Raw genomic sequence first — 24,523 nt, 5'->3', positions numbered from 1 at the left:
GACGGGGGTCGGGCGGTGGCCGTCCCGGCGACGAAGGTCCCGGAGCCGTGGCTCGCGTCGAGCCAGCCCTCGGCGACCAGCTGCTCGTAGGCCTGCGTGACCACGGCGCGGGAGACCCCGAGCTCGACGGCCAGCGCCCGGCTGGCGGGCAGCCGCGTGCCGCGGCGGAGCGTGCCCGCACCCACGAGGCGACGGATCCCGGTGGCGAGCTGCGTCGCCAGCGGGGCGTCGGCCGTCCGGTCGAGGCGGAGCGGCAGCGTCGGCGGTCCCGAAGTGGTCTGCACGTCCTGCATGATAGTGGACCTGGACGTCGGTCCACTTGCGCAGGAGGCTGGGGTCATGTCGACGATCGATGCCACACCGCTGTCGCCCACCCCGCGCACCACCCTCGGGCGCTCGCGCGAGCGGGGCCTCACCGACCGGACCGCGCTGCACGCGATCCTGCGCGAGGCGCTCGTCGCGCACCTGGGCGTCGACGTCGGCGACCACCCGGTCGTGCTGCCGGTCGCGATCGCCGTCGACCTCGACGGTCCCGACGCGGACGGCACGCTCTACGTGCACGGGTCGGTGGCCGCGCGGTGGCTGACACGGTCGGACCGGCGGACGGTGTGCGTCACGGCGACGCTGCTCGACGGGCTGGTCGTGGCGCGGTCCGGCTTCCACCACTCGATGAACTATCGCTCCGCCGTGGTCGTGGGGGAGGCGCGGATCGTCGAGGACCCGCAGGAGAAGGCACACGCCCTCGACCTCACCGTCGACCACGTCGTGCCCGGCCGCTCGGCGACCCTGCGCCCGCCCACTCGCAAGGAGGTGGCCGCGACCGCCGTGCTGGCGATCCCGCTGCGCGAGGCGTCGGTGAAGGTGCGCGCCGGCGACCCGGTGGACGACGACGCCGACGTCGAGGCCGGCGCGTGGGCGGGCGTCGTGCCCCTGTCGACCGTCGCGGCGAGCCCGGTGTCGGCCGCGGACTCGCACGACGACGTACCGGCCGACGTCGTCCGTCGGGCCGCGCAGCTGGGTGCCTGACCACGACAGGGTCGCGCGAGGCACGGTTTTCTCAGGCAGGCACGGGTTGCTCTCCGTGCTTACCTGAGGAAACCGTGCCCAGCGGAGATTCCCAGGTCGACCTGGGAATCTCCGCTGCGGGTCAGAGGTCGCTGGAGACGTCCCAGATGTTGACGCCCTCGACGGTGCCGGCGAGCTCGTCGATGCGGGCGAGCTCCTCGTCGCTGAAGTCCGTCTGCGCGGCGGCGGCGAGGTTCTCGTCGAGCTGCTCGGTCGAGGACGCGCCGATGAGGGCGGACGTCACGCCGCCCGGCCGCAGCACCCAGGAGATCGCAAGCTGGGCGAGGCTCTGGCCGCGCCGCTCGGCGACCTCGTTCAGCCCGCGCAGCCGCTCGACCATGTCGGGCGTGACGACGTCGTCGGTGAACGAGCCGCGCTCGCCCGAGCGCTTCGCCGGCTCGTCGCCCAGGTACTTCGACGTCAGCAGGCCCTGCGCGAGCGGCGTGAACCCGATCGACCCCATGCCGTGCTCGTCGAGCACCGTCAGCAGACTCTTCCCGCCTGCTGCCCCTGGCCCGGCACCCCCGCCGTCCTCGATCCACCGGTTCACCATCGAGTACGACGGCTGGTGGATGACCAGCGGCGTGCCGAGGTCCTTCGCCACGGCCACGGCCTCGGCCGTCCGCTCCGGCGAGTACGACGAGATGCCGACGTAGAGCGCCTTGCCCTGGCGCACGGCGGTGTCGAGCGCGCCGATCGTCTCGGCCACCGGCGTGCCGGGGTCGGTGCGGTGGGAGTAGAAGATGTCGACGTAGTCGACGCTCATCCGCTCCAGCGACGCGTCGAGGCTGCTCAGCAGGTACTTGCGCGACCCGAGCTTGCCGTACGGGCCCGGCCACATGTCCCAGCCGGCCTTGCTCGAGAGCACCAGCTCGTCGCGGTAGGGCTTGAAGTCGGTGCGCATCATCCGCCCGAAGTTCTCCTCCGCCGAACCGTACGGCGGGCCGTAGTTGTTGGCGAGGTCGAAGTGCGTGACGCCGCGGTCGAACGCGTGCCGCAGGATCTCGCGCTGCGTCGCGAAGGGTCGGTCGTCGCCGAAGTTCCACCACAGGCCCAGCGAGATCGGCGGCAGCAGCAGCCCGCTGTCGCCCACCCGCCGGTAGTCCAGGTGCTGGTAGCGGTCCTCGGCCGCGACGTACGGACGGTGGGTCTCGGGCACGGCGTCGGCCCAGTAGCGCTCCTCGGTCATGGTCCCGACGCTAGCGACCGGGGCCGACGACGGCGAGCCGGCCGGACGTCGAGGTGGCACCCTCGGTCCATGGCCTTCCCCGTGACGCTGGCGGTGCTCGCCGCGCTGGGGCTCGCACTGAACCTCTCGGCGCCTCGGCGGCTCGCGCGGCAGGTCTCCTCCTGGGAGCAGGACCAGCTGGACCGTGGGCTCCTCTCCACGCTCGACACCCGCCACCGGTCGGCCTGGGTGTGCGGCACCAGGACGCCGGCCCGGCCGCCCACGTCCTTCCCGGGGTGGGGGTCGTGGCGTTCGTCGTCGGTCTCGGTCTGCTCACCGCAGCACTCGTCCTTCCCGGGCTCCACCGCGAGGAGCGCTGAGCCCGGAGCTCTGTGCCCTGTGCCCTGTGCCCTGTGCTCTGTGCTCTGTGCTCTGTGCTCTGTGCTCTGGCGACCACCGTGGCCGTCAGGCGCACCCTGCCAGGACCGCGACGTCGCGGGACGCGTGATGGAACACGCTCCGTCCTGACGTGACGAAACGCCCGCGACCCGTCACCCTAGGGGCATGCGAACGGTCGTCGGCGTGGTGCTCGGGGCGTGTGCCCTCGGCATCGTCACGGCCGCGGCGCTCGGCACGGCACCGTTCCTCGTCACGCCGACACCGTGGGTGGTCGGGCTGATCGGGGTCGCGATGCTGGCCGTCGTCGCCCAGCCGGCGGCGGCACCGTCGGCCCGACGGGTCGCGAAGGTCCTCACCGTGGTCGGCTCCGTCGGCGCGGTCGTGGCCTGGGCCGCCTACCTGCGTGGCTTCAGCGACGAGAACGGCCTGCGCGGCTGGCCCGACGCGCTCGACTCGATGGTCGACCTCGGGTCCTCCACCGCGGCCCTCGCACTCGCAGCGCTGCTGGTGGTCGCCGGCTCGGCCACGGCCCGACGCCAGCCGCCCGGGATCGACGACGGGACGCCCGTCAGCGCAGACGCGTGACCTCGACGCTCACGAACAGCTCCGACGCGCCCGGCGTCGAGTAGATGCCGCGCAGCGGCGGGCAGTCGCCGTAGCCCCGCCCCCGCGCCACGAGCACGTGCCGGTCGCCCGGCACGACCGCGTTCGTCGGGTCGAACCCGCGCCAGTCGCCGTCCCAGTACTCCACCCACGCGTGCGACTCGCCCTCGACGGTCTCGCCGACGACCGGCTCGGTCGACGGGTGCAGGTAGCCCGACACGTACCGGGCCGGGATCCCCGCACGCCGCAGGGCGCCGAGCGTCGCGTGCGCGACGTCCTGGCACACCCCCGCGCCGGCCTCCCACGCCTCCGCCGCCGTCGTCGACACCTGCGTGACGCCCGGCAGGTAGCGCAGGTGGTCGTGGACCAGGCCGAACGCGCCCACGGCGTACTCGCCCGGCGTGTCGGATGACGCCCGCAGCGTGTCGAGCTGCGCGCCGAGGTCGTCGTGCGGACGCACCCACGAGTCGAGCACGAGGAACTCGCACCACTCGTCGCTCACCGCGGCGAGGTCGGCCCACCCCACGGGCGCGACGTCGACCGCGTGCGGCGTGCTCTCGACCGTCGACGTCGCGACGACCGTGAGCGCGTCGTGCGGCTCGTGCACCTCGAACGCCGTGACGACCGTGCCCCAGTAGTCGCGGTACTCCTGCGACCACGCCGTCGGCGACACCTCCACCCGCGACCGCAGGACCACCTGGTCCGACGTCGTCAGCGGCGTCATCCGTGCCTCGTTGTACGACGCCTCCGCGCCCTCGGCGTACGTGAAGCCCGTCGTGTGCCGCACCCGCAGCTGCATGGGTCGCGGCGACCCGCTCTGCCACTGCGACGCCGACCCCTGGCCCTGCACCTGTCCCTGCATGCTCACAGCGAGACCCCTCCCGTCCACGCGTGCGTGTCCGAGTGCGAGAAGTACCGCGCGCCGACCGCCTCGCTCGCGGCCGCGCACGTGCGCTGCAGCCGCTCCATCTCGATCGGCATCGCCTCGACGATCTCCGCCAGCGGCCGGTACTCCAGCTCCGTCCGCGCCCGGCCCAGCAGCCGCTGCGCCTCGTCGCCGAACCCCGAACGCTGCCCGCGCGCCTCCAGCCGGCTCAGGGCGCGCTCGGCCTCCATCAACGCCGACACCACCGACCGCGGGAACCACCGGTCCAGCAGCAGGAACTCCGCCGCCTGACGGTCACCCTCCAGACCCCGGTAGGCGCGGATGAACGCCTCGTACGCACCGCACGCCCGCAGCGTCGTCGGCCAGGCGACCTGCGTGTCCGACGCCAGCGCCGCCGTCGACAGCAGCCGCGCCGTCATGTCGACCCGCTCGATGCTGCGTCCCAGCACGAAGAAGTTCCAGCCCTCGTCGCGCGGCATCGTCCCGTCGGCGATGCCGTTGACCATCGCCGTCCGGTTCCGCACCCACGCGAACATGTCCGGCGGTCGCTTCGTCCGCGCCGACGGAAGACCGCGCCACATCGTGTTGATCGACGCCCAGATGTCGGTCGACAACGTCTCGCGTGCGCCCCGCGCGCCCTCGCGTGCGGCCGTGATCGCCGACGCGATCGAGCCCGGGGAGTCGACGTTGTGGGCCAGCAGGTCGAGGATCGTCCACCGGTTGACCGCACCCGTGTGGCCCTCCACCCCCATCACCGACAGGAGCTGCTGGCACGACGCCGCCTCGTCGATCGCCGGGTCCTCCACCAGCACCTGCAGCTGGACGTCGAGGATCCGTGCGGTGTCGTCCGCACGCTCGAGGTAGCGGCCGATCCAGAACAACGACTCCGCGATCCGGCTCAGCATCAGAGGTCGCCCCCGTCCTCGGTCAGGACCGACGGCGCGGCCGCTCGCATGCTCTTGGCCTTCTCGGGACCATCGGCCTCCTCGTCGACCGCGTCCTTGGGGTCCGCGGGCGTCGACGGGTCGGCCAGCACCCACGTGTCCTTCGAGCCACCACCCCGGGAGGAGTTCACGATCAGCTCGCCCTCGGGCAACGCCACCCGCGTCAGGCCGCCCGGCAGCACGTAGACGTCGTCGCCGTCGTTCACCGCGAACGGCCGCAGGTCGACGTGCCGCGGTCGGATGCCCTGCTCCACCAGCGTCGGCACCGTCGACAGGGAGATCACCGGCTGCGCGATCCAGGCGCGCGGGTCGGCGTCGATCTTGACCCGCAGCTCGTCGAGCTCCTCGCGCGACGCCGCAGGACCGATGACAATGCCCTTGCCGCCCGACCCGTCGACCGGCTTGAGGACGAGCTCGTCCAGACGGTCGAGCACCTCCTCGCGCTGGTCGGCGTCGCCGAGGCGCCACGTGTCGACGTTGCGCAGCACCGGCTCCTCGCCGAGGTAGTAGCGGATCAGGTCGGGCACGTAGGTGTAGATGAGCTTGTCGTCGGCCACGCCGTTGCCGACCGCGTTCGCGATGGTCACGTTGCCGGCACGGGCGGCGTTGACCAGGCCCGGCACGCCCAGCACCGACTCCGGGTAGAACTGCATCGGGTCGAGGAACTCGTCGTCGATGCGCCGGTAGATCACGTGCACCGGCTCCAGCCCGCGCGTCGTGCGCATCGAGACGCGGCCCTGCTGGCACACCAGGTCGCGGCCCTCGACCAGCTCGACGCCCATCGTGCGAGCCAGCAGCGTGTGCTCGAAGTAGGCGGAGTTGTAGACGCCCGGCGTCAGCACCACGACGTTCGGGTCGCTCACGCCCGACGGTGCCGCGGCACGCAGTGCCGCGAGCAGGTTGCGCGAGTACTGCTGGACCGGACGGATGCGGTGGTCGGCGAACACCTCCGGCAGCGCCGCGGACATCGCCGGCCGGTTGGTCATGACGTAGGAGACGCCCGACGGCACGCGGCAGTTGTCCTCCAGCACCCGGAAGTCGCCCTGCCCGTCACGGATCAGGTCGATGCCCGAGATGTGCACCCGCACCCCGTTCGGAGGCTCGATCCCCGCGACGACGCGGTGGTAGTGCGGCGACGTCAGCACCGTCTCGCGGGGCACGATCCCGTCGGTGAACACCTCGCCCGGTCCGTACACGTCGGCCAGGAACGCCTCGAGGGCCTTCACGCGCTGACGCACGCCGGTGTCGACGTCGGTCCAGTCCCGCGCCTCGATGATGCGCGGCACGATGTCGAGCGGGAAGGGCCGCTCCTCGCCGCCGACGCCGAACGTGACGCCCTGGTCGAGGTAGGCCGACGCGAGCGACTCCGCGCGGGCCCGGATCTCGTCGTTGCCCATCCGGGTGAACGCCGCGTGCACCTGCGCGTACTCAGACCGCAGGGTCGAGTCGTCGAACATCTCGTCGAACCCGGCCACAGGTCCGTAGCCGTCGAAGAGGTGCGCGTCGCTCACGGGGGCCACCCTAGGGAGGAGAGGTGTCGATCATGTTTCGTGACCTGTCTAGCGGAGAGCCGGTCGGCCTGCACCCCAGAAGACCCGGCCGGTTGGCCCCGACCCGCGCTTCCTCCTAGGGTCGAGCCATGAGCGGCGACGGGGAGCGGACGGAGTCGGGCGAGGAGTCCAAGCCCGGGATCAAGGACCGGATCGCGGGCTGGCACCCCGTGCTCGCCCACGTCATCCGCACCCTCGACCACTACGGCGCGCACCGGGGCAACCTCGCCGCCGGCGGTGCCACCTACTTCGGCTTCCTCAGCTTCTTCCCGCTCCTGGCCGTCTCCTTCGCGGTCGTGGGGCAGCTGTCGGAGATCTACCCCGGCGCCCAGCAGGACTTCGTCGACGCCCTCAGCGGGGTGCTGCCCGGCATCGTCTCCGTCGACCCCGAGCCCGGACGCATCGCCCTCACCGAGATCGCGTCCAACGCGCCCGCCATCTACACCGTCGGCCTGCTCACCGCGCTCTACGCGGGCCTGAACTGGGTGAGCGGGCTGCGCGACGGGCTCAACCAGATGCTCGACCTGCCCACGTCCGAGACCGGCAACCTCGTGAAGGCCAAGGGGACCGACCTGGTCACGCTCGTGGTCCTGGGCTTCATCCTGCTCCTCTCGGTGTCCGTCGGCGGGCTGCCCGTCGCCCTCGGCTCGTTCCTGCTCGACCTCGTCGGACTGCCCGGACCGGTCGGCGCCGTCCTCCTGACGCTGCTGTCGGTGGTCGTCGGCGTCGCCGTCAGCACCGTGCTGTTCTGGGCGATCTTCCGCCTGCTGCCGAAGCCCGACCTGCCCGAGCACGCGCTCTGGCGCGGCGCCCTGTTCGCCGCCGTCGGCTTCGAGCTCATCAAGCAGTTCGCGAGCCTCGTGCTGCGCGGTGCCAGCTCGGTGCCGGTGGCCTCGCTCGCCATCGCCCTGACGCTGGTGGTCTGGATCTACTTCTTCTCCCGCCTGGTGATGTACGGGATCTCGTGGGCGTGCACCGACGAGTCCACGCTCGCCGAGCTCGCCGAGCTGGAGGACGCCGACGACGAGGCGCAGGCCGCTCGCGTTGACGCCGCGGACCTCGACGAGGAGCCCGTCGACGTGGGCTACGTACGCCCGCTCGTCGTGGGCCTCGGGCTGGGGACGCTGCTCGGCGCGGCGCTGGGCCGCTCCACCCGCGACGACTGACGGCTCCTAGGCTGCTGCCATGAGCAGCCACGGCTCGCAGCCCCGCCCCTCGGCCCGCACCATGTCGGCCGAGGAGACCCGCGCGCTGCAGGTCGTGCGCCGCCGGACGACCGCCATCTGCTTCTTCGTCGTCGCGATCCACGGCGTCGTCGGCCTCGTCGTCGTGGCCGACGTCATCGCCCGCCAGGGCCGGCAGAGCGGGGCCGTCATCCTCGTCGTCATGTCGGCGTTCCTCGCCATCGGCATCAGCGTCGCCGTGCGCGCGATCCTGGCCGCACGGCCGGTCCTCTCGTGGCCGTGGGTCCTGCTCTCGCTCGTCCCGTCGGCGGCCGGTCTGGTCTGGGTGATCTGACCTTCACCGACGCGACACCGGCGCTTCACGCCCCGATGTCGGGCGTGGCGGATACTCTGGCCGTGGAAAGGGTCCGCCCATGGCCGAGCACGTCCTGGTCCTGAACGCCAGCTACGAGCCGCTGCAACGCGTGTCCCTGCGGCACGCCATCAAGATGCTGGTGCGCGAGGTGGCGGTCATCGAGGAGGAGGCCGAGGGCACCTTCGGCCCGTTCCCCAAGCCCAAGGTCCTGCGGCTCGTGCGCTACGTCGTCACCCGCTGGCGGCACCGGCGGGGGCACCTGTGCACGAAGTCGGCCGTCAAGGCCCGCGACCAGATGTGCGCCTACTGCGGCGGACGCGCCGAGACCGTCGACCACGTGCTGCCGCGCAGCCGCGGCGGTGCGCTCACCTGGGAGAACGCCGTCGCGGCGTGCCTGCGGTGCAACCACCGCAAGGCCGACCGCACCCCGGCCGAGGCCGGCATGACGCTGCTCATCACACCGGCCGCCCCGCCACCCGGCTTCCTCGTCGGCTGACCGCTCGGGGTGCGGGCGCCGTGGGGTCCGTCGGCCTACGATGGACCGCACACGGAAGAGGTGACGATGAGCGAGCGGCGGGCCCTGGGCGCCGGTGACGTGCTCGACGGTCGCTACGTGCTGCAGGACCTCGTCACGGAGAAGCTCGGGTCGGCCACGTGGCGCGCGCACGACCGCGTGCTGGCACGCAACGTCGGCATCGAGATGGTCCCGAGCGACGACCCGCGCGCCGACAACTTCCTCGAGGCGGCCCGCCAGTCCACGTCGGTCACCGACCCGCGGTTCCTCCGCGTGCTCGACCTCGTCGAGGCCGACCACGACCACCACGTCATCGTGCGGGAGTGGGCGCGGGCGTTCCCGCTCGACCAGCTGCTGCGCCAGTCGCCGCTGCCGAACCGACGAGCCGCGACGGTGGTCGCGGAGGTCGCCGAGGCCCTCGCGCACGCCCACGAGAAGAACCTGTTCCACCGCCGCCTCACGCCGCACCACGTGCTCCTCAAGCAGACCGGGGCCGTGCGCATCGTCGGCCTCGGCGTCGCGACCGCTCTGGCGCCGGCCGGCCACCAGGACACCTTCGAGGACCTGCGGGCGTACGAGCAGATGGACGTCGAGGCCCTCGGCAAGCTGCTGTACGCGTGCCTCGTGGCCCGCTGGCCCGGGGTCGGCGTCGACGGGCTGCGCGCCGCGCCGGCCGAGGGCGGCAAGCTCCTGCGACCCCGTCAGGTCCGCGCCGGCGTGTCCCGCGACGTCGACGCCGTCGTCGACCGGATCCTCGGGCGTCCGCCGCTGAACCACCGCACGCCGTTGCGCACGGCCGCCGACATCGGTCGCGCGCTGCGGCTCACGGGTGAGGACGAGGCCGACGTCGACGACCCGAGCCCGCTGCACATCTCCTCGCCCGACCTGCTGCGCCTCGACCCCGTCATCGTGCCGGAGGGCACGCCGCCCGGTCTGGAGCCGCCCCGACGACGGCCGAAGGCCTTCGAGCCGGCCCCGCCCACCACGTTCGAGCGCAGCGTCCACCGCGCGAGGCGTGCCACCGCGGGCGGCGACCGCAAGCTGGTCCTCGCCGGCGTGGTCCTCACGCTCGCGGTCGTCGGGCTGCTGGCCTTCGCCGTGGGACGGTTCACCGGGGAGGACCGCCGACCGCCGACCGCCGCCGTCGCCACCGAGGAGGCGCCGGCCCGCACCCTGGGGATCGCGTCGGTGCGCGACCTCGACCCGCAGGGCCAGGACGGGCAGGAGAACCCCGAGGACGTGGGGCTCGCCGTCGACGGCAACCCCGAGACGGGCTGGCGCACCAGCACCTACTACCGCCGTGCCGACCTCGGTGGCCTGAAGGACGGCGTGGGACTCGTGGTCGACCTGGGTGGGCCGCGTGAGGTCGACTCGATGCGGATCCTCCTCGGCGGAGCCGGCACCGCGCTCACCGTCTACGCGACGAGCCCCGGCGGCGAGGTCCCGGGCAGCCTGCGCGACCTGCGCCGCATCGCGACGCTCGACGACGCCGGCACCGACGTCACCGTCACGTTCCCGGCGAACACCATCACCCGCCGGGTCGTGGTGTGGCTGAGGGCCCTGCCGCAGGTGGGTCCCGGCGAGTTCCAGGGCGACGTCCGCGAGATCAGCCTCAAGGGCCGACGCTGACGATCCTGCCCCCGTCGCTCTGGTCGGGCAGCGGAATGATCCCCACCTAGACTGCGTTGAGCAGAGCAAGACCGTCTACGAGAAGGCACCCATGAGCACTGAGTCGTCCGCCAATGACGTCCGCAACCTGATCATCATCGGCTCCGGCCCGTCGGGCTACACCGCAGCCGTGTACGCGGCCCGCGCGAACCTCGCCCCGCTCGTCTTCGAGGGCTCGGTCACCGCCGGTGGCGCGCTGATGAACACGACCGAGGTCGAGAACTTCCCCGGCTTCCCCGAGGGCATCATGGGCCCGGCGCTGATGGACAACTTCCGCGCGCAGGCCGAGCGCTTCGGCGCCGAGCTGATCGCCGACGACGTCACGTCGGTCGACCTCACCGGCGAGGTGAAGTCGGTCTCGCTCGCCGACGGCACGACCTACCGTGCGCACGCCGTCGTCCTGGCCATGGGCTCGGGCTACCGCAAGCTCGGCGTGGCCCGCGAGGACGAGCTCTCGGGCCACGGCGTCAGCTGGTGCGCCACGTGCGACGGCTTCTTCTTCCGTGAGCAGAACATCGTGGTCGTGGGCGGCGGCGACTCCGCCGTCGAGGAGGCCACGTTCCTCACCCGCTTCGCGTCGAAGGTGACGCTCGTGCACCGTCGCGACGAGCTGCGCGCGTCCAAGATCATGCAGGACCGCGCGATCGCCAACGAGAAGATCGAGTTCGCCTGGAACTCCGAGGTCGCCGAGCTGCACGGCGAGGGCCGTCTGGAGAAGGTGACGCTGCGCGACACCGTCACGGGCGAGACCCGCGACCTCGACGCGACCGGCCTGTTCATCGCGATCGGCCACGACCCGCGCTCGGAGCTGCTCACCGGTCAGGTCGACCTCGACGACGAGGGCTACGTGCTGGTCCAGCAGGGCAGCACGGCCACGAACCTGTCCGGCGTCTTCGCCGCCGGCGACCTGGTCGACCACACCTACCGCCAGGCGATCACCGCCGCGGGCACCGGGTGTGCTGCGGCCCTCGACGCCGAGCGCTTCCTCGCCGACCGCGAGCAGGCCGGTCAGCCCGCACCCGACGTCGCCATGGCCCAGTGGGCCGAGTGACCCCGATCCCCACGACCCCCATCCGCTGAAGGAGAACCCCATGCCCGAGATCACCCCCGTCACCGACGCCGACTTCGCCGAGAAGGTCCTGCAGGCCGACGGTCCCGTGCTCGTCGACTTCTGGGCCAGCTGGTGCGGCCCGTGCCGTCAGCTCGCGCCGATCCTCGAGGAGATCGCGTCCGAGAAGGGCGAGGCGCTCACCATCGTCAAGATGGACGCCGACGCCAACCCGAAGACGCCGAGCGACTACCGCGTCACCGGCCTGCCCACGATGAACCTGTACTACAAGGGCGAGGTCGTGAAGTCGATCGTCGGCGTCCGCCCCAAGTCCGCGATCCTCAACGAGCTCTCGGAGTATGCCTGAACCCGAGCGCGCGTAGCGCGCGAGCGGTTCAGGCAGGTTGAGTGGTCTCACCGGCGAAGCCGGTTCCCTCTGTATCGAAACCTGGCAAGCGTCGAAGCCCCGGTGCGATGCACCGGGGCTTCGTCGTATGTGGAGCACCGCAGGTGCCGACGCGGACCACCAAAACGATCTATCGCTTTGTCGACATGTCGATCAATGGTTCCGCGGCGGGTCCATCAGACCCACGATCCGCTCCAGGTCGTCGATGGTCGCGAACTCGACGGTGATCTTGCCCTTGGCCTTGCCGAGATCGACCTTGACGCGGGTGTCGTAGCGCTCGGAGAGCCGTGCGGCGAGGTCGGCCAGGCGGGGAGCGGAGACCGTGCGGCCGGGGGTGCGCGACCGAGAGGTGGCCGGGTCTCCGGTGTCGCCGAACTTCACGATCTCCTCCAGCGCACGCACCGAGATGCCCTCGGCGACGACGCGTGCAGCCAACCGGTCCTGCACCTCGGGGTGCGACACCGAGAGCAGCGCGCGAGCGTGCCCGGCGGACAGCACGCCGGCCGCGACCCGGCGCTGTACTGCAGGCGGCAGCTTCATCAGGCGCAGCGTGTTGGTCACCTGGGGGCGCGAGCGACCGATGCGGTCGGCGAGCTCCTCCTGGGTGCAGCCGAAGTCGTCGAGCAGCTGCTGGTAGGCGGCGGCCTCCTCCAGCGGGTTGAGCTGCGACCGGTGAAGGTTCTCGAGCAGCGCGTCGCGCAGGAGGTCCTCGTCGGTCGTGTCGCGCACGATGGCGCCGATGGTCTCGAGTCCCGCCGCGCGCGAGGCACGCCACCGACGCTCCCCCATGATCAGCTCGTAGGCACCCGGCGCCGTCTCGCGGACCACGACCGGCTGCAGCAGGCCGACCTCGCGGATCGAGTGCACGAGCTCGGCCATGTCCTGCTCGTCGAAGACCTGACGCGGTTGTCGGGGGTTCGGGACGACGGCGTCCAGCGGCAGCTCGGCGAAGCGGGCGCCCTGGACCTCCTGCAGCCCGGACTCCTTCGCCTCGGCGGGGGTCGACGGGATGAGCGACTCGAGCCCTCGGCCGAGTCCACGACGTGGTGCCATCAGGCGCCCCTCTCGCTGGTGGTCGGGTCGGACGTCCCCGCCTGCGCGATCTCACGGGCGGCCTCCAGGTAGGAGAGCGCACCGGACGAGCCCGGGTCGTAGGTGAGGACGGACTGCTGGTAGCTCGGTGCCTCGGAGATCCGGACCGAGCGCGGGATCGCGGTGGCCAGGACCTTCGGGCCGAAGTGGCTGCGCACCTGCTCGGCGACGCCGGCGGACAGGCGCGTGCGTGCGTCGAACATCGTCAGCAGGATGGTGGTGATCTCGAGGTCCTGGTTGAGGTGCGCGCGCACGAGCTCGATGTTGCGCACCAGCTGGCCCAGGCCCTCGAGCGCGTAGTACTCGCACTGGATCGGGATGAGCACCTCGCGCGCGGCGACCAGCGCGTTGACGGTGAGCAGACCGAGGGACGGCGGGCAGTCGATGACGACGTAGTCGATCCGGTCGTCAGCTCGCTCGCGCTCCTCCAGGTGGGCAGCGAGCGCCTTCTTCAGGCGGGTCTCACGCGCCACGAGCGACACGAGCTCGATCTCGGCGCCGGCCAGGTCGATGGTCGCGGGGAGCACCGTGATGCCCGGCAGCTGTGGCGCGGGCCGGACGAGCTCGGAGAGGGGGACGTCCTCGACCAGTGCCTCGTAGACCCCGGGCGTCCCCTCGGTGTGCGCGATGTCGAGCGCCGTCGACGCGTTGCCCTGCGGGTCGAGGTCGACCACCAGGATGCGCAGTCCCTTCTGGGCGAGGGCCGCAGCGACGTTCACCGCCGTGGTCGTCTTGCCGACCCCTCCCTTCTGGTTGGCCACGACGAAGATCCGCGTGCGGTCGGGACGGGGAAGCTGGGTCGTGCTGCGCGCCCGACGGGCGAGGTCCACGTGGTCCCGCGCCTCGCGGGCGAGCGGGGTGTCGAACGGCTGGTCCGGCTCGGACGACGTGAAGCTCGACGCCGGTGCCGCGCCTGAGGCCACCGAGCTCAGCGGCGTCGACGGGCCAGGGGTCTGCTTGTCGTCAGCGCTCACAGGACCTCGTTTCACGTGAAACATGCCCCGCCCGGTCCGGGCGAGGGTCGTCACTTCGACACTTCCACCACGGTGGTCGGAATCTCGACATCACCGTACGTCCGGATCAGCGTAGCGGTCGCCCCGAGACGTCCGAGGGTGCGCTTGGCATCCTTCACCTCGTCCGTCGCCGACTGGCCCTTGAGCGCGAGCAGCACCCCACCGGGTGCGACCAACGGCATGCACCACTTCGCGAGCTTCTCCAGAGCGGCCACCGCGCGCGCCGTCACCACGTCGAACTGACGATCGACGTCCTCGGCGCGGGCACGGAGCACCTCGACGTTGGCCAGCTCGAGCTCGTCGACCACCTCCTGCAAGAAGGTCGTCCGGCGCAGCAGCGGCTCGATCAACGTCACCTTCAGGTCCGGCCGGGCGATCGCCCAGACGACACCAGGCAGTCCCGCACCCGATCCGACGTCGGCCACGGTGGCACCGGCGGGGAGTCGGGGCACGACCACGCCGCTGTTGACGAGATGGCGGTCCCACAGACGGGGGACCTCGCGAGGACCGATCATCCCGCGCTCTACGCCGTCGTTCGCGAGGATCGCCGCGTACTGCGTCATGAGAGGCAGCTGGTCATGGAACACCCCCGCAGCCGAGGAGGGCGGCGGGGGTGTTTCACGTGAAACACTCATGCGGACCTCAGGCGTCCGCCGCCGGCAGCACGACGACGTGACGACTCCGGTCGGCGCCCTCGGACTCGCTGGAGAGTCCGGCAGCCGCCACGGCGTCGTGGACGACCTTCCGCTCGAACGGGCTCATGGGGTCGAGCGCCACACGGGCCTCACCGGAGCGGACCCGCTCGATCGCGCCCGCCGCCACCGACTCCAGCGCGACGCGGCGCTGCGCCCGGAAGCCACCGACGTCGAGCATCAGCCGGCTCCGCTCACCCGTCTCGCGGTACACGGCCAGGCGGGTCAGCTCCTGCAGCGCCTCCAGCACCTCACCTCCACGACCTACCAGGTGGTCCAGGCCGCCACCGACGACGGAGACCGACGCGCGGTCGTTCTCCACGTCCATGTCGATGTCGCCATCGAGGTCGGCGATGTCGAGCAGCTCCTCGAGGAAGTCCGCGGCGATGTCGCCCTCGGCCTCCAGCTTCGCAGCGTCGGTCATGACCGGATCACTTCCTCTTCTTCTTGTTCGGGCTCGGCTTGGACCCGGAGGTCCGCTGGTTGCGCGTCTGCTTCTTCGGCTGGTTGCGCTGCAGACCGGGGTGCGGCTTCTCGATCTCCTTCAGCGGGTCCTCCGGCACGTTCTTGCCGTGCTTCGCGTCGCGCTCCTGCTTCGCCTTGAACGCCGGCGTCCCCGGCGCAGGGTTGTTGCGGATGACGTAGAACTGCTGGCCCATGGTCCAGAAGTTCGAGGTGGTCCAGTAGATCAGGACGCCCACCGGGAAGGCGATACCACCGACGGCGAAGACCACGGGCAGCACGTAGAGCAGCAGCTTCTGCTGCTGGGCGTACGGTCCCGACAGCGCGTCCGGCGGCATGTTCTTGCTCATCAGCTGACGCTGCGTGATGAACTGCGTGGCGCACATCGTCAGCACCATGATGACCGCGATGATGCGCGTCTCGACGTGCGTGGCACTGACGAGCGTGTCGGCGATGCGGCCGCCGAGGAACACCGCGTCCTGCAGCTCCTCGGCCAGCTTGGCCGTCATGAAGCCGCGGGCGCCGTCGGCACCGTTCTTGGCGGCCTGGTCGATCACGCGGAACAGCGCGAAGAACACCGGCATCTGCAGCAGCAGCGGCAGGCACGACGCGAACGGGTTGGTGTTGTGCTCCTTCCAGAGCTTCATCTGCTCCTGGGCCAGGCGCTCCCGGTCGTGACCGTACTTCTTCTGCAGCTCCTTGATGTGCGGCTGCAGCAGCTGCATGTTGCGGCTGCTCTTGATCTGCTTGACGAACAGCGGGATGAGCAGCGCGCGGATCGTCACCGTCAGGCCGACGATCGCCAGCGCCCACGACCACCCGCCCGACGGGTCGAGGCCGAGCCGCGTGAAGATCTCGTGCCAGACGAGCAGCACGCCGGACACCGCGTAGTACAGCGGCGTCATGATGGCCGAGCCGATCGAACCTAGGAAGTCGAACATGGTTCTCCAGGGGTGGGGGTGACCGTCGCCGCGGCGACGGGAGGTTCAGAGGGATGCTGCTCGTCCTCGGGCGTGATCTCGGTGCCGCGGCGTGGCGGCACCGGGTCGACGCCGCCGGCAGCCCAAGGATGACACCGGCACACACGTCGTGCGGCGAGCCACGACCCGCGAGCGGCGCCGTGCGTCTCGACGGCCTCGAGCGCGTAGGCGGAGCAGGTCGGGTAGTAGCGGCAGACCTGGCCGTACAGCGGGCTGATCGCGAACCGGTACGCCCGGAGCAGTGAGACGAGCACGGTCCTCACCGACGCACCCCGCCCCGACGCTCCGCCTTCTCGACCGCGGAGGTCAGCACGTCCGTGAGGTCGGCCGACAACGTCGGACCGTCGACGGACGCCGCGCGGGGCAGCGCCCGCACCACGAGCCGGGACCCCGCGGGCACCGAGGCGAGCGCCCCGTGCTCGAGGTGGTCGCGCACGCGGTGCCGCAGACGACGCTTGACGCGGTTGCGCACGACGGCCGGCCCCACGGCCTTGGACACGACGAAACCGACGGAGGTGTCTCCGTCGGTTCCGATCGAGAGATGCGCGACGAGGGTCGGCGACGACGCCTTCACCCCGCGGCGGACGGCGACCTTGAAGTCACCGGCCTCACGCATGCGGTGGGGCCGCCCGAGCACGGCTCAGGCGGAGAGGTTCGCGCGGCCCTTGCGGCGACGGTTGGCCAGGATGGCGCGGCCCGCACGCGTGCGCATGCGCAGGCGGAAGCCGTGCTTCTTGGCGCGACGACGGTTGTTCGGCTGGTACGTACGCTTGCTCACGAGTTTGGTCCTTCGACGATTCGGGCCGGGGATCGACGGCCACCGCTCGCCCACGGCGAAGATCTCGGTCGTGGGCATGCGGCAACGGTCGTGTTGCACGACTGCTCCACGGTACGGGGCGGTCGGAGCGTGGTCAAACCCGCCCCATAGGCTACCTGCGACCAACCGGTCCACGCGACACGCCGAGCGCACTGCTGCAATCTTCCCAACCCGCTTGAAACGACCTCGCGACCGCTGCTAGCGTCGCCGCTCTGCGCCTTTTTCCACAGCGCAGGACCAGCGGGTAGCTGGATGCACACCGTGTGGACAACTCTGTGGACCACGCGACCCCTCGGGAGACCTGCATGACCGACGCCTCAGGGCAGACCTCGGACGACCTCGAGCTCTCCACGGCGTGGGACCACGCCGTCTCGACGCTGTCGAACGGTGCCCGCGTCTGGGTCTACAGCGCGGAGCCGATCAGCCGGCACCCGGGGATCTTCATCGTCGGCGTCCCCGACGACCTGAGCCGTGCGCAGCTGGAGTCCCGCGTGCGCCCCGCCCTGGAGCACGCGCTCTCGTCGCACCTCGGCGAGCAGGTCCGGCTCGTCGTCACGATCGAGCCGTCGCTCACCGACCGCGCGCGGGACCGCCCGTCCTCCACGACGTCGCAGGCCGACGACCGTCCGCACCCCGCCGGCCCGCAGAACACCGCGCCGCAGGCACCGGGACCGCAAAATGACGACAAGTCGACACATCCACTTTCCGTGGTGCCCCCGGCGCCTGAGGAGGACGGCGACGACATCGACGTCGACGAGTTCGTCCCGAGCTGGGCCCAGGAGCCCGACCCGGTGCAGCGCCGGACCAGCGCCCACGAGGCGCGGCTCAACGCTCGGTACCTGTTCGAGAACTTCGTCATCGGCTCGTCGAACCGCTTCGCCCACGCCGCCGCGGTCGCGGCCGCCGAGGCACCCGGCAAGGCGTACAACCCGCTGGTCATCCACGGCGACTCGGGACTGGGCAAGACGCACCTCCTGCACGCCATCGGCCACTACGTCCTGAACCTCTACCCCTCCTCGCGCGTGCGCTACGTCAACAGCGAGGAGTTCACCAATGACGTCATCAACGCCATCCGTGAGAACCGGACCGCCGCGCTGCGCCAGAAGTACCGCGAGATCGACGTGCTGCTCGTCGACGACATCCAGTTCCTCGAGAACAAGGAGTCGACGCAGACGGAGTTCTTCCACACCTTCAACGCGCTGCACAACGCCAACAAGCAGATCGTGATGACGTCGGACCGCCCGCCGAAGAACCTGCGCACCCTCGAGGAGCGGCTGCGCAACCGGTTCGAGTGGGGCCTGCAGACCGAGATGCTGCCGCCGGACCTCGAGACCCGCATCGCCATCCTGCGCAAGAAGGCCGCGATCGAGAAGCTCACCGCACCGGCCGACGTGCTCGAGTTCATCGCCAGCAAGGTGCAGACGAACATCCGCGAGCTCGAGGGTGCGCTCATCCGCGCCACGGCCTACGCCAACCTGCAGGGCGCGACGGTCGACCTCCAGCTCGCGCAGATCGTGCTGAAGGACCTCGTCGCCGAGGGAGAGGAGCCGGAGATCACCGCCGGCGTCATCCTGGCGCAGACCGCCGCCTACTCGGAGTTCACCATCGAGGAGCTGTGCGGCACGAACCGCAGCCGCGACCTCGTCCTCGCCCGCCAGATCGCGATGTACCTGTGCCGCGAGCTGACCGACATGTCGCTGCCGAAGATCGGCGCCGACTTCGGCGGCCGGGACCACACGACGGTCATGCACGCCGACCGCAAGATCCGCAAGCTGATGGCCGAGAAGCACGCCGTCTACAACCAGGTCACGGAGCTGACGAACCGCATCAAGCAGCAGGCCCGTCAGAACTGACCCCCACGCGGCACCTGCCGCAGCCACCAGGCCGACGTCCGAGGGACGTCGGCCTCGTCGCGTGGTGCCCGCAGGCTTCATGCACACCTGGGGACGACACTGTGGGAAAGTCTCGACCTCAGGTGGACAGACGCGACCGACGTGTGAACGAGGTGTGAACGACGCGCGGACGTGCACAGCCCCTCGGGGTGCGTCCACGGCACGCCCACACGGTCGTCCACGGGCCGACACGCCGCCTGACCAGCGCCGACGCCGGTTGTCCACGGGATCCACACCGCCTACGACGACGACGAGGGAGTTACATGTCCGGATCCCCCGCAAGAGTGACGGGACGGCCTGGGTGTGGACGAGCGGGACGACGTCCTCAGGACGTCTCGCCCGACCTACGCTTCACACCGTGTCCGTGGCAGGATGCAGTCCTAGTCTTCTCATGCCCGAAAGGCCTCGATTCGTGAGATTCCGCATCGATCGCGACACGTTCGCCGACGCCGTGGCGTGGACCGCACGCAGCCTGCCCACCCGGCCGAGCGTGCCCGTCCTCGCCGGGCTCCTGATCGAGACCGCCGGCGACGGTCTGACGTTGTCCGGGTTCGACTACGAGACCTCCACCCGCGCGACGCTGCCCGCCGAGGTCGCCGACGACGGCCGGGCCCTCGTCTCGGGCAGGCTGCTGTCGGAGATCGTCAAGTCGCTGCCGTCGAAGCCGATCGACGTGAGCCTCGACGGCACCAAGGTCCAGGTCTCGTGCGGGAGCGCACGGTTCAGCCTCTCCACGATGCCCGTGGAGGAGTACCCGCAGCTTCCGCAGATGCCGACCTCCTCGGGCACGATCAAGGCCGACGAGTTCGCGACGGCCGTCGCGCAGGCGAGTGCTGCCGCAGGTCGCGACGAGATGCTTCCCCTGCTCACCGGCGTCCGGCTCGAGATCGACGGCTCGACGATCTCCCTCATGGCCACCGACCGCTTCCGCGCCAGCCTGCGCGAGCTGCAGTGGTCGCCCGAGGCGAGCGACGCCTCCGGCCACGCCCTGGTACCTGCCCGCGTGCTCGGCGAGACGGCGCGGTCCCTGGTCTCCGGCTCCGACATCACCATCGCCATCTCCTCGGGCGAGACCGGCGACGGTCTCATCGGCTTCGAGGGCACGGTCGGCAACGGCACCCGCCGCACCACGACCCGCCTGCTCGAGGGCGACTTCCCGCGGGTGCGCCAGCTCTTCCAGGCGCAGTCCGAGACCGTCGCGCACGTGCGCACGTCGGACCTGGTCGACGCCGTCAAGCGCGTCTCGCTCGTCGCGGAGCGCAACACGCCCGTCCGGCTGACGTTCTCCGACGGCCAGGTGCTGCTCGAGGCCGGCAGCGGCGACGACGCGCAGGCGTCGGAGTCGATCGAGGCCACCATCGACGGCGCCGACATCTCGATCGGCTTCAACCCCGGCTACCTGCTCGAGGGTCTCGGCGTCATGTCCGACCCCGTCGTGCACCTCGCGTTCACCCAGCACACCAAGCCGGCCGCCATCTCCGGCGTCCGCGAGATCGGTGACGCGCCCGACGGCGCGTTCCGCTACCTGATCATGCCGGTGCGTCTCCAGGGCTGACCCGCCCACCGCACCGCACCACACGTCGTCACCTGGAGGGACCTCCATGCACCTCGGACTCGTCGGACTCGGCAAGATGGGCGGCAACATGCGCACCCGTCTGCGCAACGGCGGCATCACCGTCACCGGCTACGACCGCAACCCCGACGTCAGCGACGTCGACTCGCTGCAGGCCCTGGTCGAGGAGCTGCCCTCGCCCAAGGTCGTGTGGGTGATGGTGCCCGCGGGCGACATCACCCGTGCCACGGTCGAGGAGCTCCTCGAGCTGCTCGGCGAGGGCGACGTGATCGTCGACGGCGGCAACTCCCGCTGGACCGACGACGAGAAGCACGCGGCGCTGGCCGCCGACAAGGGCATCGGCTTCGTCGACTGCGGCGTGAGCGGCGGTGTCTGGGGCCTGGAGAACGGCTACGCGCTGATGGCCGGCGGCGACGCCCACGACATCGCGAAGGTCCAGCCGGTCTTCGACGTCCTCAAGCCCGAGGGCGAGTCCGGGTTCGTGCACGCCGGTCGCGTGGGCGCGGGCCACTTCTCCAAGATGGTCCACAACGGTATCGAGTACGCGATGATGCAGGCCTACGCCGAGGGCTTCGAGCTGCTCGAGAAGGCCGAGCTCGTCGAGAACGTCACCGACGTCTTCGACTCCTGGCGGGTCGGCACCGTCGTCCGCTCGTGGCTGCTCGACCTGCTCGTCAAGGCGCTCCAGGACGACCCGGGCCTGTCGAAGATCCGCGGGTACGCCGAGGACTCGGGCGAGGGTCGCTGGACGGTCGAGGCCGCGATCGACCACGCCGTCCCGGCGCCGACGATCGCCGCGTCGCTGTTCGCGCGGTTCGTCTCGCGCCAGGACGAGTCGCCCGCCATGCAGGCGGTCGCCGCGATGCGTCAGCAGTTCGGCGGCCACGCCGTGCAGGCGGCCGAGGAGACCGGGCACGCGCCGGCCGACCTCGACGCCGACCACTCCTGACGCATGCGCGTCGCCCGCCTCTCGCTGCACGACTTCCGGTCCTACCCCGAGGTCGAGATCGCGCTGGAGCCCGGGCCGACCGCGTTCGTCGGGGCGAACGGCCAGGGCAAGACGAACCTGGTCGAGGCGATCGACTACCTGTCCCGGCTCGACTCGCACCGCGTCTCGTCCGACACCCCCCTCGTGCGGGCGGGTGCGGAGCGAGCGGTCGTGCGGGCCGAGGTCGTGCGTGGTGACCGCACGGCGCTGCTCGAGCTCGAGATCACGCCCGGTCGGGCCAACCGGGCGCGGGTGAACCGAGCGGCGCTGCCGCGCACGCGCGACCTGGTCGGCGTCCTGCGCACGGTGACCTTCTCGCCCGAGGACCTGGCCCTCGTGAAGGGTGACCCGTCGGACCGTCGGCGCTTCCTCGACGGCCTGCTCGTGCTGCGCACGCCGCGCCTCGCGGGCGTCAAGGCCGACTACGAGCGCGTGCTGCGCCAGCGCAACACGCTGCTGAAGTCGGCGCGCTCCACCAGATATACAAACCGACAAGTAGATTTGTCGACTCTCGACATCTGGGACGACAAGCTGGCGTCGCTGGGCGGGGAGATCGTCGCCGCCCGCATCGCCCTGCTGCACGACCTCGCCCCGTTCCTCGTCGAGTCCTACCGCACGGTCGCCACGCGCGCCGCTCCCGAGCGTCGTGACGTCACGGCCAGCTACCGGGGGTCCGTCGTCGCTGACGACGAGAGTCCGGCGGGCGTCCGCGAGGCGCTGCTCGCCGGCATCGAGGAGCGTCGACGTGACGAGCTCGACCGGGCGGTCACGCTCGTCGGACCGCACCGCGACGAGGTGGAGCTGGCCATCGGCGAGCTCCCCGCGAAGGGGTACGCCAGCCACGGTGAGTCGTGGTCGCTGGCACTCGCGCTGCGTCTCGCGTCGTTCACCCTCCTGCGCGACGACGACGGCGACGACCCCGTGCTGATCCTCGACGACGTCTTCGCCGAGCTCGACGAGGGTCGTCGCGAGCAGCTCGCCGAGCTCGTGGGCGATGCGGAGCAGGTGCTCGTCACGGCGGCCGTCGCGGACGACGTGCCCACGGCTCTCGCCGGGCACCGTTTCGACGTGCACGCCGGCAAGGTCACGGAGGCCTGAGGTGTCCGGCACCCCACCCGACGACGACGGGACCGAGCCGCCCGACTCCGACGACCCGCTCGGCCTGGCCCGCGAGATCGCCGACAGCTACCGCGGGACGGGCGCTCCGTTGCGTCCCCGTCGTCGACGCACCGACGGCTCCACCCCTCGCCGCCGCAAGAGTCGGGAGGACCCGACGACGGTCGCCGACGCCCTCGGCGCACTCGTCCGCCAGCAGGGCTGGGACGACCGGCTGTCGGCACAGCGCGTCTTCACCGACTGGGCCTCCATCGTCGGCCCCGAGGTCGCCCGCCACTCGACCGTCGACGGCTACGAGGACGCGGTCCTGCACGTGACCACCGACTCCACGGCGTGGGCCACCCAGCTGCGCCTGCTCGCCCCCCGCCTCGTCGCCCGCCTCAACGAGGAGCTCGGCGACGGCGCCGTCCTCCGCATCGAGGTCCGCGGCCCCCAGGCCCCCTCCTGGAAGCGCGGCCCCCGGTCGGTCAAGGGTCGCGGTCCGCGGGACACGTACGGCTGATCGCTGGGCCTGGGCTACTGGTGCGCTGCCGCAGGGGGTCTCGTCCCGCTGCTGCGCTGCCTCGGCTCGCGCTGGGTGTGGTCTCCGAAAGGGGCCTCGACCGGGTGGCTGGCGGGCGCGCTGGTCCGGGGTCTCGGGCTGCGGGTGGGTGCTGGGGACGCACGATGCTGCGTTCGTGTGCGGGAGGGCCAAGGCTTCTGCGTTGGCGACGGGATCCCGTCGTGAACGCAGAAGCGTTCGGCCTTGAACGCTCGAATGAGAAATCGTGGGTGCCCTTTGCGTTGGGGTGACGCGAGATTCTCCCTTCTCGTGGACCGTTCCACGCGAAGGGAGAATCCCTGCCGCCCCGCGCTCGCCATCGGTGGATCTGCAACCGGAGGAGCGCTCCTGCGGTTGCAGATCCACCGATAGGACGCACCAACGAAGAACCGTGGCTCCAGAACGCACCAACGAAGAATCATGCGTCCAAGGGCGAGCGCGGGCCAGACCCCGAGACCCGGAGCCACCCCCAGGCCCGCTGCCGGTCGAGGCCCTTTCGGAGACCGCCCCCAGCGCAGGCCGAGGCAGCGCACCAGCAGGCACAAGCCCCCTGCGGCCGCGCACCAGCAGGACGAGACCCCCGCAGGCATCGCACCAGCGCGGTCACGACGACCGCAGGCCGCGCACCACCCCACCGGCGAGAATGCGACCCGACCCGTCCTAAGACGTCGGCGTCGCCCGATTCCCCGCAGCGACGGCGAGGCCGAGGGTGACGCCGACGGCGCCGAGGACGAGGGCGGCGTCGGTGAAGCCGTCCCAGCCGTAGGAGGGGCGCACGCCGATGGCGACGAGGGCGCCGATCGCGGCGACGGCGCCGACGAGGGCGAGCAGCCACGTGCCGCGGACGGCCACGTGCTCGCGACCCAGGACCCACGACACGACGGCGGTCCAGGCCGTCGTCACGAGCACGGCGCCGACGACGTCCGAGGGTCGGTGCCACCCGGCCACCACCGTGGATGCGCCGGTGAGGGTCACGGCGAACGCGCCGAACGGCACGACGAGGGGCCGCATCCAGCGCGGCGACACGAGGCACAGTGCCCCGACCCCGGCGGCGACGACGGTGGTGTGGCCACTCGGGAAGCTGTTGACCGGGGCGACGACCCCGTCGACGACGTCGGCCCGCGTCAGCAGGGCGTGCTTGAGGACCTGGGTGGTCACGTTGGCACCCGCGATCACGGTCAGGGCACCGAGGGCGAGGGCGGCGCGACCGCGGACGAGCGCGACGACGACGCAGGCGAGCGCCACGACGACGATCGCGCCGATGGAGACGTAGCCGAGCACGCTGAGCACCTGCAGCTGGGTGTCGCGACCGGCGACCACGGTGTTCATCGCGCGCTCGTCGAGGCGCTGCCCGAGCGGCGTGCGCAGCACGAACCACGCCAGCACCGTGCACGCGAGCGTCGCGCCGAGGGCCACGACGGCGGCGGTGCCGCGCACGCTCGAGCCCGTCCGGCGGGTCGATCGGGCCGGCGCGGGAGCGACGTCGGGGTCCACGAGGGTCATGCCTCCTACGATGACGGACGGGGTCAACTGCGTCGAGGCGCGCGAACGGGCCTCAGACGCCCGA

The 24,523-nt window shown here is 71.4% G+C and carries 27 protein-coding genes; 13 read left to right on the top strand and 14 right to left on the bottom strand.

The genetic code is table 11. The annotated features are described in order from the left end of the window. On the bottom strand, positions 1-284 hold a 284-nt coding region (locus NH339_RS03175), incomplete at its 3' end, for a GntR family transcriptional regulator (protein ID WP_253022425.1). Positions 285-339: 55 nt separating this feature from the next. Between NH339_RS03175 and NH339_RS03170 the strand changes: the two genes are divergently transcribed. Then, positions 340-1,026, top strand: a complete 687-nt coding sequence (locus tag NH339_RS03170; protein WP_253022423.1) for a pyridoxamine 5'-phosphate oxidase family protein — start codon at positions 340-342, stop codon at positions 1,024-1,026. A gap of 121 nt (positions 1,027-1,147) precedes the next feature. Here the strand turns inward: NH339_RS03170 and NH339_RS03165 are convergent, their stop codons facing one another. Beyond that, a complete protein-coding gene (locus tag NH339_RS03165; protein WP_253022421.1) occupies positions 1,148-2,254 on the bottom strand; it encodes an aldo/keto reductase in 1,107 nt (368 codons plus the stop codon). 543 nt (positions 2,255-2,797) lie between these two features. Here NH339_RS03165 and NH339_RS03160 point away from each other — a divergent pair. Next, positions 2,798-3,217, top strand: coding sequence for a hypothetical protein (locus tag NH339_RS03160; RefSeq protein WP_067861093.1), 420 nt, complete (start codon positions 2,798-2,800; stop codon positions 3,215-3,217). On the opposite strand, the gene NH339_RS03155 is transcribed toward NH339_RS03160, so the two are convergent. Genes NH339_RS03155 through NH339_RS03145 form a run of 3 tightly spaced genes read right to left on the bottom strand, consistent with a single transcriptional unit; the run spans position 3,201 to position 6,576 of the window. After that, positions 3,201-4,097, bottom strand: coding sequence for a transglutaminase family protein (locus NH339_RS03155; RefSeq protein ID WP_253022435.1), 897 nt, complete (start codon positions 4,095-4,097; stop codon positions 3,201-3,203). The two genes, NH339_RS03160 and NH339_RS03155, sit on opposite strands and share 17 nt — an antisense overlap. Before the next feature lie 2 nt (positions 4,098-4,099). Further along, entirely contained in the window at positions 4,100-5,026 is a 927-nt protein-coding gene (locus NH339_RS03150; RefSeq protein ID WP_253022419.1) for an alpha-E domain-containing protein, read from the bottom strand. Further along, a complete protein-coding gene (locus tag NH339_RS03145; protein ID WP_253022417.1) occupies positions 5,026-6,576 on the bottom strand; it encodes a circularly permuted type 2 ATP-grasp protein in 1,551 nt (516 codons plus the stop codon). Before NH339_RS03145 ends, NH339_RS03150 begins: the two co-directional genes overlap by 1 nt. 128 nt (positions 6,577-6,704) lie before the next feature. Between NH339_RS03145 and NH339_RS03140 the strand changes: the two genes are divergently transcribed. The 6 genes from NH339_RS03140 to trxA all read left to right on the top strand — a co-directional run bounded on the left by NH339_RS03140 (position 6,705) and on the right by trxA (position 11,751). After that, a complete protein-coding gene (locus NH339_RS03140) occupies positions 6,705-7,781 on the top strand; it encodes a YihY/virulence factor BrkB family protein (RefSeq protein ID WP_253022415.1) in 1,077 nt (358 codons plus the stop codon). A 19-nt stretch (positions 7,782-7,800) separates the two neighbouring features. Then, the gene (locus NH339_RS03135) at positions 7,801-8,133 is read left to right on the top strand and encodes a hypothetical protein (protein WP_253022413.1); all 333 of its coding nucleotides are present in this window, start codon (positions 7,801-7,803) and stop codon (positions 8,131-8,133) included. A gap of 79 nt (positions 8,134-8,212) precedes the next feature. After that, the gene (locus tag NH339_RS03130) at positions 8,213-8,650 is read left to right on the top strand and encodes an HNH endonuclease (protein ID WP_253022411.1); all 438 of its coding nucleotides are present in this window, start codon (positions 8,213-8,215) and stop codon (positions 8,648-8,650) included. 66 nt (positions 8,651-8,716) lie between these two features. Continuing rightward, positions 8,717-10,297, top strand: a complete 1,581-nt coding sequence (locus tag NH339_RS03125; protein WP_253022409.1) for a protein kinase family protein — start codon at positions 8,717-8,719, stop codon at positions 10,295-10,297. A gap of 91 nt (positions 10,298-10,388) precedes the next feature. Next, positions 10,389-11,387 carry a thioredoxin-disulfide reductase gene (gene trxB / locus NH339_RS03120; protein ID WP_253022397.1) on the top strand — a complete coding sequence of 333 codons (999 nt, stop codon included), beginning with the start codon at positions 10,389-10,391 and terminating at the stop codon, positions 11,385-11,387. A gap of 40 nt (positions 11,388-11,427) precedes the next feature. Further along, positions 11,428-11,751 (top strand): thioredoxin, encoded by a 324-nt coding sequence (trxA, locus tag NH339_RS03115; protein WP_067861107.1) that lies wholly within the window; start codon positions 11,428-11,430, stop codon positions 11,749-11,751. Between the two features lie 192 nt (positions 11,752-11,943). Here the strand turns inward: trxA and NH339_RS03110 are convergent, their stop codons facing one another. The 8 genes from NH339_RS03110 to rpmH form a co-directional block, all read right to left on the bottom strand. After that, the gene (locus tag NH339_RS03110) at positions 11,944-12,843 is read right to left on the bottom strand and encodes a ParB/RepB/Spo0J family partition protein (RefSeq protein ID WP_253022395.1); all 900 of its coding nucleotides are present in this window, start codon (positions 12,841-12,843) and stop codon (positions 11,944-11,946) included. Beyond that, on the bottom strand, positions 12,843-13,856 hold the full coding sequence (locus NH339_RS03105) for an AAA family ATPase (protein ID WP_308207023.1): 1,014 nt from the start codon (positions 13,854-13,856) through the stop codon (positions 12,843-12,845). Before NH339_RS03105 ends, NH339_RS03110 begins: the two co-directional genes overlap by 1 nt. 50 nt (positions 13,857-13,906) lie before the next feature. After that, positions 13,907-14,410: a 16S rRNA (guanine(527)-N(7))-methyltransferase RsmG gene (rsmG, locus tag NH339_RS03100; protein ID WP_253022431.1), complete on the bottom strand. Its 504-nt coding sequence runs from the start codon at positions 14,408-14,410 to the stop codon at positions 13,907-13,909. 127 nt (positions 14,411-14,537) lie between these two features. Beyond that, entirely contained in the window at positions 14,538-15,011 is a 474-nt protein-coding gene (locus tag NH339_RS03095; protein WP_253022383.1) for a R3H domain-containing nucleic acid-binding protein, read from the bottom strand. Positions 15,012-15,018: 7 nt separating this feature from the next. Further along, positions 15,019-15,990: a membrane protein insertase YidC gene (gene yidC / locus NH339_RS03090; RefSeq protein ID WP_067861118.1), complete on the bottom strand. Its 972-nt coding sequence runs from the start codon at positions 15,988-15,990 to the stop codon at positions 15,019-15,021. After that, positions 15,975-16,292 (bottom strand): membrane protein insertion efficiency factor YidD, encoded by a 318-nt coding sequence (yidD, locus tag NH339_RS03085; RefSeq protein ID WP_308207022.1) that lies wholly within the window; start codon positions 16,290-16,292, stop codon positions 15,975-15,977. Before yidD ends, yidC begins: the two co-directional genes overlap by 16 nt. Next, positions 16,289-16,666, bottom strand: coding sequence for a ribonuclease P protein component (gene rnpA / locus NH339_RS03080; protein WP_308207021.1), 378 nt, complete (start codon positions 16,664-16,666; stop codon positions 16,289-16,291). Before rnpA ends, yidD begins: the two co-directional genes overlap by 4 nt. A 3-nt stretch (positions 16,667-16,669) precedes the next feature. Then, positions 16,670-16,807 carry a 50S ribosomal protein L34 gene (rpmH, locus tag NH339_RS03075; protein ID WP_067862010.1) on the bottom strand — a complete coding sequence of 46 codons (138 nt, stop codon included), beginning with the start codon at positions 16,805-16,807 and terminating at the stop codon, positions 16,670-16,672. A gap of 344 nt (positions 16,808-17,151) precedes the next feature. Between rpmH and dnaA the strand changes: the two genes are divergently transcribed. The 5 genes from dnaA to NH339_RS03050 all read left to right on the top strand — a co-directional run bounded on the left by dnaA (position 17,152) and on the right by NH339_RS03050 (position 22,917). Next, positions 17,152-18,699, top strand: a complete 1,548-nt coding sequence (gene dnaA / locus NH339_RS03070; RefSeq protein ID WP_253022370.1) for a chromosomal replication initiator protein DnaA — start codon at positions 17,152-17,154, stop codon at positions 18,697-18,699. Positions 18,700-19,150: 451 nt separating this feature from the next. Then, entirely contained in the window at positions 19,151-20,293 is a 1,143-nt protein-coding gene (dnaN, locus tag NH339_RS03065) for a DNA polymerase III subunit beta (RefSeq protein ID WP_067852972.1), read from the top strand. Positions 20,294-20,339: 46 nt separating this feature from the next. After that, positions 20,340-21,260, top strand: coding sequence for a phosphogluconate dehydrogenase (NAD(+)-dependent, decarboxylating) (gene gnd / locus NH339_RS03060; RefSeq protein WP_253022368.1), 921 nt, complete (start codon positions 20,340-20,342; stop codon positions 21,258-21,260). A 3-nt stretch (positions 21,261-21,263) separates the two neighbouring features. Beyond that, a complete protein-coding gene (recF, locus tag NH339_RS03055) occupies positions 21,264-22,397 on the top strand; it encodes a DNA replication/repair protein RecF (protein WP_253022366.1) in 1,134 nt (377 codons plus the stop codon). 1 nt (position 22,398) lies between these two features. Then, complete coding sequence (locus tag NH339_RS03050; RefSeq protein WP_253022364.1) at positions 22,399-22,917, top strand: DUF721 domain-containing protein; 519 nt, start codon at positions 22,399-22,401, stop codon at positions 22,915-22,917. Positions 22,918-23,616: 699 nt separating this feature from the next. On the opposite strand, the gene NH339_RS03045 is transcribed toward NH339_RS03050, so the two are convergent. Continuing rightward, positions 23,617-24,459: a phosphatase PAP2 family protein gene (locus tag NH339_RS03045; RefSeq protein ID WP_253022362.1), complete on the bottom strand. Its 843-nt coding sequence runs from the start codon at positions 24,457-24,459 to the stop codon at positions 23,617-23,619. Between the last annotated feature and the right edge of the window lie 64 nt (positions 24,460-24,523).

Source organism: Aeromicrobium sp. CnD17-E (assembly GCF_024124745.1).
Lineage (GTDB): Bacteria > Actinomycetota > Actinomycetes > Propionibacteriales > Nocardioidaceae > Aeromicrobium.
Note: the sequence above shows the minus strand (reverse complement) of the source record. Positions and strands in the feature narration are given on the sequence as shown.

Bases quoted from the DNA above. Each gene is read 5' to 3' on its own strand.
- NH339_RS03135 (WP_253022413.1), top strand. From the start codon at position 7,801: ATGAGCAGCCACGGCTCGCAGCCCCGCCCCTCGGCCCGCACCATGTCG.
- NH339_RS03165 (WP_253022421.1), bottom strand. From the start codon at position 2,254: ATGACCGAGGAGCGCTACTGGGCCGACGCCGTGCCCGAGACCCACCGT.
- recF (WP_253022366.1), top strand. From the start codon at position 21,264: ATGCGCGTCGCCCGCCTCTCGCTGCACGACTTCCGGTCCTACCCCGAG.
- trxB (WP_253022397.1), top strand. From the start codon at position 10,389: ATGAGCACTGAGTCGTCCGCCAATGACGTCCGCAACCTGATCATCATC.
- NH339_RS03125 (WP_253022409.1), top strand. From the start codon at position 8,717: ATGAGCGAGCGGCGGGCCCTGGGCGCCGGTGACGTGCTCGACGGTCGC.
- yidC (WP_067861118.1), bottom strand. From the start codon at position 15,990: ATGTTCGACTTCCTAGGTTCGATCGGCTCGGCCATCATGACGCCGCTG.
- NH339_RS03150 (WP_253022419.1), bottom strand. From the start codon at position 5,026: ATGCTGAGCCGGATCGCGGAGTCGTTGTTCTGGATCGGCCGCTACCTC.
- NH339_RS03110 (WP_253022395.1), bottom strand. From the start codon at position 12,843: ATGGCACCACGTCGTGGACTCGGCCGAGGGCTCGAGTCGCTCATCCCG.
- rsmG (WP_253022431.1), bottom strand. From the start codon at position 14,410: ATGATCGGTCCTCGCGAGGTCCCCCGTCTGTGGGACCGCCATCTCGTC.
- NH339_RS03155 (WP_253022435.1), bottom strand. From the start codon at position 4,097: ATGCAGGGACAGGTGCAGGGCCAGGGGTCGGCGTCGCAGTGGCAGAGC.
- trxA (WP_067861107.1), top strand. From the start codon at position 11,428: ATGCCCGAGATCACCCCCGTCACCGACGCCGACTTCGCCGAGAAGGTC.
- NH339_RS03170 (WP_253022423.1), top strand. From the start codon at position 340: ATGTCGACGATCGATGCCACACCGCTGTCGCCCACCCCGCGCACCACC.
- NH339_RS03160 (WP_067861093.1), top strand. From the start codon at position 2,798: ATGCGAACGGTCGTCGGCGTGGTGCTCGGGGCGTGTGCCCTCGGCATC.
- NH339_RS03130 (WP_253022411.1), top strand. From the start codon at position 8,213: ATGGCCGAGCACGTCCTGGTCCTGAACGCCAGCTACGAGCCGCTGCAA.
- dnaA (WP_253022370.1), top strand. From the start codon at position 17,152: ATGACCGACGCCTCAGGGCAGACCTCGGACGACCTCGAGCTCTCCACG.
- NH339_RS03095 (WP_253022383.1), bottom strand. From the start codon at position 15,011: ATGACCGACGCTGCGAAGCTGGAGGCCGAGGGCGACATCGCCGCGGAC.
- NH339_RS03140 (WP_253022415.1), top strand. From the start codon at position 6,705: ATGAGCGGCGACGGGGAGCGGACGGAGTCGGGCGAGGAGTCCAAGCCC.
- NH339_RS03045 (WP_253022362.1), bottom strand. From the start codon at position 24,459: ATGACCCTCGTGGACCCCGACGTCGCTCCCGCGCCGGCCCGATCGACC.
- gnd (WP_253022368.1), top strand. From the start codon at position 20,340: ATGCACCTCGGACTCGTCGGACTCGGCAAGATGGGCGGCAACATGCGC.